The organism is Mesorhizobium sp. WSM3873, assembly GCF_001672445.1.
Taxonomy (GTDB): Bacteria; Pseudomonadota; Alphaproteobacteria; order Rhizobiales; family Rhizobiaceae; genus Mesorhizobium.
The window spans coordinates 34,080-44,465 of record NZ_LYTM01000029.1 but is presented as its reverse complement, the minus strand read 5'-3'; the positions used below and the strand labels follow the sequence as shown (position 1 = coordinate 44,465).

Below are 10,386 nucleotides of genomic sequence, written 5' to 3'. Positions count from 1 at the left end.
CAGGGACCATGATGACGTCGGGCGTTACCCGATCCTAGGGACGGTCGCCTGCCGCCGGGACTGCTGGCTGTGATGGGCCGCAGTCCCGGCCGCCAAACTACCCGATCCTTCTCAAACAATCCTAGGGCGGAGCAAGGAGCGAAGCGGCGCGCGCAGACCCTAGGATCCATGCCGCGACGCTAGAGCGTTGTGCGGTTAAGAGTTCTGCTCCGTTGCGTCCTTCGGTGACAGTCACGGCATGGATCCTCGGGTCAAGCCCGAGGATGACGACGAGAGAGAGGTTACTCCCTCCGCAAATACCCCATCAACGCCACCGCATTGTTATGCGCCTCGTCATGCGCGCCGAAGAGCAGCGTCACCTTGCCGTGGCGCAGCAGTTCTCGCAGCTGCGCCACAGCCTCCTCGTTGCCGTCCAGCTCGGCGCAGTACCGCTTCTGGAACTCCGGCCATCGTTCGAGATCATGCCCGAACCATTTGCGCAGTTCGGTGCTCGGCGCGATCTCCTTCAGCCAAAGGTCCAGCGCGGCGTCCTTCTTGGAGACGCCGCGCGGCCAGACGCGGTCGACAAGCACCCGCTGGCCGTCGCTCCTCTCCGACGCGTCGTAGACGCGCTTTACCGCTACGTCCAAGGCTGTCTCCGCGTCGGGTCTCTCAGGCCCACTCGCCCTTGCGCATCACCGGCACGCGGCTGCCGTCCTTGCCGACGCCGTCGATGTCGATCTTGTCCGAGCCGATCATCCAGTCGATGTGGATGAAACTCTTGTTGCCGCCGCGCTCGGCAATCTCGTCCTGGCTGAGCGAGGCGCCGTTGACGAAGCACTTCGAATAGCACTGTCCCAGCGCGATGTGGCAGGCGGCGTTCTCGTCGAACAGCGTGTTGAAGAACAGCAGCCCGCTCTTCGAGATCGGCGAGGAATGCGGCACCAGCGCCACTTCGCCGAGCCGGCGCGCGCCCTCGTCGGTGTCCAGCACCTTTTTCAGAACGTCCTCGCCCTTCGAGGCCTTGGCCTCGACGATCCGACCGACCTCGAAGCGCACCGAGATCTCGTCGATCAGCGTGCCCTGGTAGGAGAGCGGCTTGGTCGAGGAAACATGGCCTTCGACGCGCCTCGCATGCGGCGTGGTGAAGACTTCCTCGGTCGGGATGTTCGGATTGCAGGTGATGCCGTTCTTCGCCGTCGAAGCGCCGCCCATCCACTCATGACCTTCCGCCAGGCCGACGGTGAGGTCGGTGCCCGGTCCGGTGAAATGCAGTGCGTCGAAATTGTGCTCGTTCAGCCATTTCGTGCGCTCGGCCAAGGCCGCGTTGTGCGCCTTCCAGTTGCCGATCGGATCCTCGACATCGACGCGCGAGGCCGAGAAGATCGCGTCGGCGAGCCTCACCACCGCAACATCGTCGGGCTCGCCCGGGAACACTTGGCGAGCCCAGGCAACATCCGGATATGCGACGATGTTCCAGTTGATGTCGAAACCGGTGATTTTTTCGAGCGCCGGCTGGTACGCCATCGAATTCGCCTTGTTGGCGCGCGCCACCCTGGCCGGGTCCTGCGCCGACAGCAGAGACGGATCCTCGCCGCGCACCGCAAGCCGTGCCGCATTGTTGGCAAAGGCTTTCGCCATGCCTTCGTAAAGCCAGCCGGCGGCGCGGTCGAAGCCGGCGTCGGCGCCATAGCGGAAACGCGCCAGCGTGATCTCGTCGTCGTTGAAGATCGGCGTCACCAGCCCGGCGCCGGCCTTATAGGCATGCTCGACGATGCGCCGGGTCAGCGGCAGCGCCGCGATCGAGGACGTCAGCACCAGGTCCTGTCCCGGCTGCAGCTGCAGCCCGACCTTGACGGCGACTTCGGCCAGCCTGTCGAGCTTCACCGGGTCGATGGTTGCCGAGACGCCGCGCGAATGTGTGGTCATGATCCTGCCTGCCATGTTTTTGGGGTCTGGTCCTTACATAGACCGCTGCGCCTGGCCTTTCCACCGCGATCAACTGGGCCTCCAGGCATGATCGCGAAAAGTGCATGGCGGTGTTCGGACAAGATCATGCTCAAACGAGCTCAGGCGGCGCTGTCGAGCGCCCGGATCTGCGCCATGGTCGCTTCGATCTCCTCGCGGACCCAAGCCTTGAAGTCGCGCACCTTTCGGCTTTCGCTTTTGGTGGCCGAGGTCACCATCCAGTAGCCGAGCCCGCTTTCAGCTCGCACCCCGAAGGGGGCGACCAGCCGGCCATCGGCCAGCGCATCGGCGGTCAGCAATTGCCAGGCGAGCATCACGCCATGGCCGGCGATTGCAGATTCCAGGCAGAGCATCGGATCGGTGAAGCGCGCGCCTTTTTGGAAAGTGACCGGGTCGACGCCGGCCGCCTTGAACCAGCTATCCCAGCTGATCATTGCCCGCTCGTCGGTGATGGCGCAGGTCCGCGCCAGGTCCTCGATCGAGTTCAGCTTGGCCGCGATCGCTGGTGCGCAGACCGGAAACACTTCCTGCGCCAAAAGCAGTTCCGCGTTTACTCCCGGCCAAGCGCCGTCGCCCATCCGAATCGCAATGTCGATATCGGAATGGTCGAGATCGGCGAGCCTGCCTGAAGCGTCTATGCGCAAGAGCACGTTGGGATGGCGGGCAAAATGCCGCGACAGCCTGGGCAACAGCCATTTCGAGGCGAAGGCGGGCGCCACCGACACAACCAGGGTGCATTCCGTTGCCTCGCCGGCCAACGCCACCGCTTGCGCAAGCTCGCGGAAGCCGGCGCTCAGCCGGGCCGTGAAAACGACCCCGAATTCCGTCGGCACGAGTCCGCCGGACGTCCGCTCGAACAGCGCCTGCCCCAGCTGGTTTTCCGTGCGCTTGATCTGCTGGCTGACGGCGCTGACCGAGACATTGAGTTCGGCAGCCGCCGCGGCAAGCGATCCAACGCGGACAACGGTTTCGACGGCACGCAAGCCATTGAGGTGGACACGGTTCAGGATCGTCATCCAGTTTTTCTAAACTGGCTGGTTCCAAATCTCAATTGAAACGTGCCAAAAAAGCGGATTCTAGCGAGGCAAACCGGGCTTTGGAACAGGTCGATGAAGATTTTCTCTTTGCTGAAGGGGCTTTCCGGCGCTGAGCCAAGACAGGCTTGGCAGGAGGACGGCGAGATCGCCCGCTGGACGGTCGATCCTCTGTCGCATCCGGTGCTGGACGCCATGTCGGAGCGCGAGCTCGGCGATATGCCGTTCCGGCTCACGGCCGGCCGCACGGTGTACGAGACGGCTTGCCGCTGAAGGCGGGCCAAGCCGGCCTGGCCCAACGCAATCGCATTGTTTCGCACGTGCACACATTTATGCTGCGCTGCAATGAAAGCCGCTTCGCCATCTCCCTTGCGCCTTGCCCTCGCCGGCATGACGGCTCTCGCCGTCGCCATGGGCATCGGCCGCTTCGTCTACACCCCGATCCTGCCCGGCATGATGGAAGAGTTGCACCTGACGCCGGCAGACGCCGGCTGGATCGCTTCCGCCAACTATCTAGGCTATCTCATTGGCGCGCTTGCCGCAGCCGGCGGCTGGGCGCATGGCCGCGAGCGTCTGCTGATGTTCGCAAGCCTTGCCGCGAGCGCCGTGCTCGCAGCTCTGATGGGACTGAACGAGACGATGGCCGCTTTCCTCGCCATTCGTTTTCTCGCCGGCCTGGCCAGCGCCTTCGTCATGGTTTTCATGTCGTCGATCGTCTTCAGCCATCTTGCAAAGGCAGGCCGCGGCGATCTGCAAGCGCTGCATTTCGGCGGTGTCGGCCTGGGCATTGCGGCGTCCTCGGCGCTGCTGGCCATCCTCGTCACGGCCCATGCCGGCTGGCCCGCGGGCTGGCTATGGTCGGGAGCAATTTCCGCTGTCGGCCTGCTCCTCGTCGCGATCCTCGCGGGCTCCGCCACGCCCGCCAATGGCGTCGATGGGCCTGAACCGGCGTTGCCGAAGGATAGATCGCTGACGAAGATAATCCTTGCCTATGGGCTGTTCGGCTTGGGCTATGTGGTGACGGCCACTTTTCTGGTCGCCATCGTTCGCCAGGACGGCGGCGGACGTGTCTTCGAGGCCTCGGTCTGGATGATCGCCGGTCTTGCCGGCTTCCCCTCGACCTGGTTCTGGCAAAAGCTCGCCGGCAGGATCGGGCTTTATACGGCCTATGCCGTGAGCTGCATGGTCGAAGTGGTCGGCGTCATCGCCAGCGTCGTCATCAAAGGTTTCAGTGGGCCGCTTTTGGCTGCTATATTGCTCGGCGGCACGTTCATCGCCATCACCGCGTTCGGCCTGCAGGCGGCAAGGCAGCTTGCGCCGCAGGCGCCGCGCCGCACCTTCGCGGTGATGACCGCCGCCTTCGGCCTCGGCCAGATCATCGGTCCGATTGCCGCCGGCTTGCTCGCCCAGGCCTCGGGCAATTATGTGCTCGCCTCGACGATGGCGGCTGCCGCTCTGCTGGTCTCCGGCGTCGTTGCCTGGTCGGCTGCACCAAAATCGCCATGATTTGTGGTCTTGTTCGGTGCCGGGCGCCGGGCCGGGCATTTTCTTTCCCAGTAATGTGTGACCTTATGCCCGCCGAACAGCAACGCCGCTGATTTGCGGTCAGACCGAGGAAACCCGCCACAGTGTTCGTATCCTTCTTCCCGCAGCCGAAGCTTTTCTTCACCTCGGCCGCCCTCTGGAGCCTTGCGGCGATCCTGTTCTGGTTCTTCGGCGGCGAACAGCTGGGCGCCATCCTCGGCATGCCGCCGGCGGCTGCGGGTGCGCCGCCCATCATCGGCATCGCGGTTCTATGGTCGAAGCCGTTCTTGTGGTTCTACATGTACTTCGTGGCCTGTGTGGCGATCTTCTACGCGTTCTGGAGCTGGTATGCTCCGCATCCGTGGCAGAACTGGTCGATCCTGATGACCGCCGTCATTCTCTTCTTCATCTATTTCAACGTGCAGGTCAGCGTCGCCGTCAACAACTGGTACGGACCTTTCTTCGATTATGTCCAGGGGCTGATGTCGGGAACGACGCCATCAACTGACATCGAGTTCTACAGGGGGTTGGCCGACTTCTCCTGGCTGGCGCTGGTCGGCATGAACGTGCAGGTGGTCAACGCCTTTATCGTCAGCCACTGGATCTTCCGCTGGCGCACGGCGATGAACGACTACTTCATGGCGAACTGGGGCCGGCTGCGCCACATCGAGGGCGCTTCGCAGCGCATCCAGGAAGATACGATGCGCTTCTCGCAGATCATGGAGGACCTGGGCTCGAGCTTCGTCCAGTCGATCATGACCCTCATCGCCTTCCTGCCGGTGATGATCCAGCTGCAAGCGCACATCACCGAGTTGCCGATCCTGGGCGCGGTGCCGCAGCCCCTGGTCGTTGCCGCGCTGGGGTGGTGCATATTCGGCACGGCCTCGGTGATGCTCGCCGGCATCAAGCTGCCGGGCCTCCAGTTCCGCAACCAGCGCGTCGAGGCCGCCTATCGCAAGGAACTCGTCTACGGCGAAGATCATCCCGACCGGGCGCAGCCGGCGACGACGACGGAACTGTTCGACAATGTGCGCCGCAACTACTTCAGGCTCTATTTCCACTACATCTATTTCAACGTCGTCCGGTACACCTACCTGCAGGCCGACAACATCTTCTCGCTGCTGATCCTCGGGCCCTCGCTGGTTGCGCACAAGATCACCTTCGGTGCGCTGAACCAGATTTCGAACGCCTTCGGCAAGGTGACGAATTCGCTGCAGTTCCTGTTGAATTCCTGGTCGACCATCGTCGAGCTGCAGTCAGTGCACAAGCGCCTGCGCGCCTTCGAGGCGACGCTGGAAGGTGAGCCGCTGCCAGACATCGACCAGCGTTATCTCGCGCGGCAGAGCGCGGAGGATCCGGCCTGAACTCGGAACAATTGCGGAGCGCCTTTCCGTCCGGAATTGCGCCCAGGCAAGAGATTGGAAGTGGGCGGCTCAGCCGCCCACGGCAACCCGTGCATCGCCGCCGCGCTGCCGCTCGATATAGTCGCGGAAGCTGATGCATTCGACCTGCTCCATGACGCAGACTTCACCGGCAAAGCGCTCCAGCGCGTTCCAGTAGGCGCCGGCATTCATCTGCGTGAAGTGGAAGCCGAGCTCCAGCGGAAGTCGTTTGCCGTTGTATTGCGCATCGAAGGCTGCGCGGAACGCCCGATAGGCGCGGTCGGCGAACTCGCCCGCCATCGACGGCTTCTCGAAGCCGCCCGAATGGCGGACATAGAGGTTGTAGTCCATCGCTACCACCGGCTTCGACTTCGGCCCTTCCGGAATCTGCGGCAATGCAAAGCGGGTGGTGCCGTTCTTTGCGCGCGGCAGGGCAGGGCCGTTCGAGACACCGCTTGCGTCATATTGGAAGCCCGCCTCGGGCAGCGCTTCGTAAAGCGCCTTGCCGGTCGAGAGGTACGGCGCGCGAAAACCGATCACGGCATGGCGGGCGAATTCACGCCAGCCAGAGGGCTCGGGCGAAATGCCGTTGATCGCATAGGCGTTTTCGAGGACGCGGCGGAACGCCGAGAACTCGGCCAGCCAGTCGGCCTTGCTCCAGCCCTTGCCGTCGAAATGTCCGCAGGCATGACTGCCGATGTCGTGACCTTCGGCGGCCGCGAGCCGGATCTGTTGCAGCCGGTCCGCGACATCCTGCTCCGAGGCGGCGAAGCCGATATTCGATTTGCCGGCACCCTTGCCGGGCGCGACGTACTCGGCGCGCGTTTTCGGCGAGAGCAGGAAGACGCAGGACAGAAAATACGTGAAATGCGCGCCGGTGCGCTTTGCCAGCGCGCGGCTGCGCTCCCATTGCGAGATCTCGCGTGCGCTGTCGAAGGAGATAAGCACGATCTGCTTTGGTTTCGCCGCCATCGGTTTCGGCGGATCGGCAAGCGCCGTGCCAACGGAGCCAAGCCAGGCGAGGCTGAACGCAAGGACGCGGAACGAACGTGGCACTGGCAACCTTTTGGGCAACCTTGGGGCTGTAGGAAAGCCGTCTATCGCCCAAATGTAGCATCGATGCGTTCCGGCAAGGCCTGTGGGGCACTGGGAGCCTCCGCCGATTTTCCGGCGATCCCCCTTCCATGCCGACGAAATTTCGCTAAAACGCGGGGCTCAAGAAGCGCTCCGTTCCGGGGCCGCAATGGTTTTTGATTGATGTCGGACGACAGTTTTATCCGCGAAGTCAACGAAGAGATTCGTCGCGAGCAGGCGCAGGCGCTGTGGGACCGCTTTGGTCCGGCCCTGCTCGGTGCCGCGATCCTGATCGTGGTGGCGACTGCCGCCTTCGTCGGCTACCGCTACTGGGACGAGACCCGCGCCAACCGGTCGGGCGATGCCTTCTCGCAGGCGCTCAAGCTCGCCAATGACGGCAAGAACGACGAGGCGATCGCCGCTCTCGATCAGCTGGAAAAGGATGGCTATGGCGCCTATCCGCTGCTCGCCCGCATGCGGGCGGCGACCGTCAAGGCCGACAAGGGAGACGTCGACGCCGCCGTCAAGGATTTCGATGCGGTCGCGGCCGACAGCGCCATTCCCGCAGGCATCCGCGACATGGCGAGGCTGAGAGCGGCGCTGCTGCTGGTCGACCACGGCTCGTTTGCCGATGTCTCCAGCCGTGTCGAGGCGCTCACCGCCGACACCAATCCGCTGCGCAGCTCGGCGCGCGAGGCGCTCGGCCTTGCCGCCTGGAAGGAAGGCAAGTCGGCGGATGCGCTGAAACTGTTCGACCAGATCGCTTCGGATGACGGCGCCCCGCGCAATGCGCGCCAGCGGGCGCAGTTGATGTCCGAGCTGATCCGCGGGTCGGGCAACGCTTCGTGACCCCGGATGACGTTCAAAGTCGCCATCATCGGCCGGCCTAACGTCGGCAAATCGACTCTTTTCAATCGGCTGGTGGGAAAGAAGCTGGCGCTTGTCGATGACACGCCGGGCGTGACGCGCGATCGTCGCGTCCATGCCGCCAAGCTTTACGATCTTCACTTCGACGTCATCGACACCGCCGGCTTCGAGGATGCGGCGGCCTCGACGCTGCCCGGCCGCATGCGCCAGCAGACCGAGATCGCCATCCGCGAGGCCGACCTGATCTTCTTCACTGTCGATGCCAAGTCGGGCCTGATGCCCGACGACCGCACCTTCGCCGACGTGGTCCGCAAATCCGGCAAGCCGGTGGTGCTGGTGGCCAACAAGGCGGAAGCGCGAGGCGCGCAAGGCGGCATGCTGGAAGCCTGGGAGCTCGGCCTCGGCGAGCCGATCCCCGTCTCGGCCGAGCATGGCCAAGGCATGCCCGATCTGCGCGATGCGGTGATCGCGGCACTCGGCGAGGAACGCGCCTTCGGCGACGCGCAACAGCCGGGCGATGAGATCGCCGTGAGCGAGGTGCTTATCGGCGAGGATATCGCCGACCCCGACGCCGAGCCGGCCTATGACGAGACCAAGCCGCTGCGCATAGCCGTGGTCGGCCGCCCCAATGCCGGCAAGTCGACGCTGATCAATGCGCTGATCGGCGAGGAGCGGCTGCTGACCGGACCCGAGGCCGGCATCACCCGCGATTCCATCTCGGTCGACTGGGACTGGCGCGGCCGCCGGATAAAGCTGTTCGACACCGCCGGCATGCGGCGCAAGTCCAAAGTCCAGGAAAAGCTCGAGAGGCTTTCGGTGCAGGATGGCCTGCGCGCCATCCGCTTCGCCGAGATCGTCATCATCGTGCTCGACGCCACCATCCCCTTCGAGAAGCAGGACCTGCAAATCGCCGACCTGATCATTCGCGAGGGCCGCGCGCCGGTGATCGCCTTCAACAAATGGGACCTGATCGACAACCCGCAGGAGCTTCTGGCCGAGCTGCGCGAAAAGACCGAGCGGTTGCTTCCCCAAGTGCGCGGCATTCAGGCGGTGACGGTCTCTGCCGAGACCGGGCGCGGCCTCGATCGGCTGATGGACGCCGTCATCAAGACGCACAAGGTCTGGAACAGCCGCGTCTCGACCGGCAAGCTCAACCGCTGGCTGGAAGGCATTCTGGCGCATCATCCGCCGCCCGCCGTCGCCGGCCGCCGGCTGAAGATCAAATATGTCACGCAGGCAAAAACCCGGCCGCCGGGTTTCGTCGTCTCCTGCTCGCGCCCGGACGCGATGCCGCAATCCTATGTCCGCTACCTGTCGAACAGCCTGCGCGAGGCTTTCGACATGCCCGGCGTGCCGATCCGCATGGCGCTGCGCACGTCGGAGAATCCTTTCGCGGGTCGGGCGAAGAAGCGCTGAGCCCTTTGTGGGAAAGGGTCGGCAGCGCCCCCTCCCGTCGTCATCCACGGGTCTGTGCCGTGTCGCTTCGCTCCTTGCTCCGCTCGAGGATGAAGAATGGCTTGGAACCTACGCGACCGCTCGCAACCCCTTACCGATTCGCGCTCCCTCCGGCAGCGTATCCAGCGCCGCCTCCAGCAATATCTCTGCCAGCCGTGCCGCCACCGGATCGAGCTCGGCATCCTTCTGGTGCAGATGCAGCGCCATCATCGGCAGGGGCGGCAGGCCGAGCACGCCCGGCGCGATCGCCCTGACAGTGGCCGGCAGGCCGATATCGGTGCGGATCGTCAGCCCGAGACCCGCCGCGACCGCCGCCCAGATGCCGCCGAGGCTGGGACTCGAGAACGCCATGCGCCAGGCGAGGCCGGCGCGGTCGAGCGTCTCGGTCGCCACGGTGCGCAGCAGGCACGGCGCCTCGAACAACACCAGCGGCAGCGCTTCACCATCTTGGCCGGCTTGCATCGGTTTCGCCGGGCCGATCCAGCGCGCCTGCACCTCGGCGACATGCCGGCTGTAGGGCAGGATCGTGCCGTCGTGCCAGGCCAGCGCGATGTCGAGGCTGCCTGAGACGACGCGCTCGGCGAGCTCATGGCTGCGTCCGATCCGCGCTTCGATCCGGACCTTGGGATGCGCACGGGCAAACCGGCCGAGCACCTCCGGCAGCACGGCCTCGCCGAAGTCCTCCTGCAGGCCGAGCCGCACCCAGCCTTCCAGCTCGACGTCGCGGATAGCTGAGGCCGCCTCGTCATTGAGCTCGATGAGACGCCGCGCATAGCCGAGCATCGTTTCACCAGCTTCGGTAAGCGCCAGGCCGCGCCCCGCCTTGCGGAAGACCGGGGTCGCCGCCTGTTCTTCCAGCTTCTTCAGCTGCGCGCTGACGGCAGAGGTCGAGCGGCCGAGCCGCTCGGCCGCCTTGGCGAAACTGCCAAGCTCCATGCCGGTGACGAAGGTTCTGAGCACGTCGAGGTCGAATGTGACACGTCGCATGAGATCGTCCTTATTTTCAGGATAATCGATCAAAAACTTGCTGATTTTCTGGATGAAGCTATGGCGCTACATCCGACCGGTCAAGACCGATCGACCGGCGCAGAGGGAATACGAGA

At 64.4% G+C, this 10,386-nt stretch carries 10 protein-coding genes; 5 read left to right on the top strand and 5 right to left on the bottom strand.

Going from position 1 to position 10,386, the window contains the following annotated elements:
• Positions 1-281: 281 nt before the first annotated feature.
• The 3 genes from A9K71_RS18880 to A9K71_RS18870 form a co-directional block, all read right to left on the bottom strand.
• Complete coding sequence (locus A9K71_RS18880; protein ID WP_066999070.1) at positions 282-629, bottom strand: DUF488 domain-containing protein; 348 nt, start codon at positions 627-629, stop codon at positions 282-284.
• Between the two features lie 22 nt (positions 630-651).
• A complete protein-coding gene (locus A9K71_RS18875) occupies positions 652-1,908 on the bottom strand; it encodes an aminopeptidase (protein ID WP_066999089.1) in 1,257 nt (418 codons plus the stop codon).
• Between the two features lie 140 nt (positions 1,909-2,048).
• Entirely contained in the window at positions 2,049-2,963 is a 915-nt protein-coding gene (locus A9K71_RS18870; protein WP_066999068.1) for a LysR substrate-binding domain-containing protein, read from the bottom strand.
• 93 nt (positions 2,964-3,056) lie between these two features.
• Here A9K71_RS18870 and A9K71_RS18865 point away from each other — a divergent pair, with 93 nt between their 5' ends.
• From A9K71_RS18865 to sbmA, 3 genes are all read left to right on the top strand, one after another.
• The gene (locus A9K71_RS18865) at positions 3,057-3,254 is read left to right on the top strand and encodes a hypothetical protein (RefSeq protein ID WP_066999065.1); all 198 of its coding nucleotides are present in this window, start codon (positions 3,057-3,059) and stop codon (positions 3,252-3,254) included.
• A gap of 72 nt (positions 3,255-3,326) precedes the next feature.
• Positions 3,327-4,487 carry a YbfB/YjiJ family MFS transporter gene (locus A9K71_RS18860; protein ID WP_066999062.1) on the top strand — a complete coding sequence of 387 codons (1,161 nt, stop codon included), beginning with the start codon at positions 3,327-3,329 and terminating at the stop codon, positions 4,485-4,487.
• Between the two features lie 122 nt (positions 4,488-4,609).
• Complete coding sequence (gene sbmA, locus A9K71_RS18855) at positions 4,610-5,869, top strand: peptide antibiotic transporter SbmA (protein WP_066999060.1); 1,260 nt, start codon at positions 4,610-4,612, stop codon at positions 5,867-5,869.
• Between the two features lie 69 nt (positions 5,870-5,938).
• Here the strand turns inward: sbmA and A9K71_RS18850 are convergent, their stop codons facing one another.
• Positions 5,939-6,943 (bottom strand): polysaccharide deacetylase family protein, encoded by a 1,005-nt coding sequence (locus A9K71_RS18850; RefSeq protein ID WP_066999058.1) that lies wholly within the window; start codon positions 6,941-6,943, stop codon positions 5,939-5,941.
• 201 nt (positions 6,944-7,144) lie between these two features.
• Between A9K71_RS18850 and A9K71_RS18845 the strand changes: the two genes are divergently transcribed.
• Both A9K71_RS18845 and der read left to right on the top strand, forming a co-directional pair.
• Complete coding sequence (locus A9K71_RS18845; RefSeq protein WP_066999055.1) at positions 7,145-7,810, top strand: tetratricopeptide repeat protein; 666 nt, start codon at positions 7,145-7,147, stop codon at positions 7,808-7,810.
• Positions 7,811-7,816: 6 nt separating this feature from the next.
• Positions 7,817-9,244, top strand: a complete 1,428-nt coding sequence (gene der, locus A9K71_RS18840) for a ribosome biogenesis GTPase Der (protein WP_066999051.1) — start codon at positions 7,817-7,819, stop codon at positions 9,242-9,244.
• A 108-nt stretch (positions 9,245-9,352) separates the two neighbouring features.
• Here the strand turns inward: der and A9K71_RS18835 are convergent, their stop codons facing one another.
• On the bottom strand, positions 9,353-10,270 hold the full coding sequence (locus A9K71_RS18835) for a LysR substrate-binding domain-containing protein (protein WP_066999086.1): 918 nt from the start codon (positions 10,268-10,270) through the stop codon (positions 9,353-9,355).
• Between the last annotated feature and the right edge of the window lie 116 nt (positions 10,271-10,386).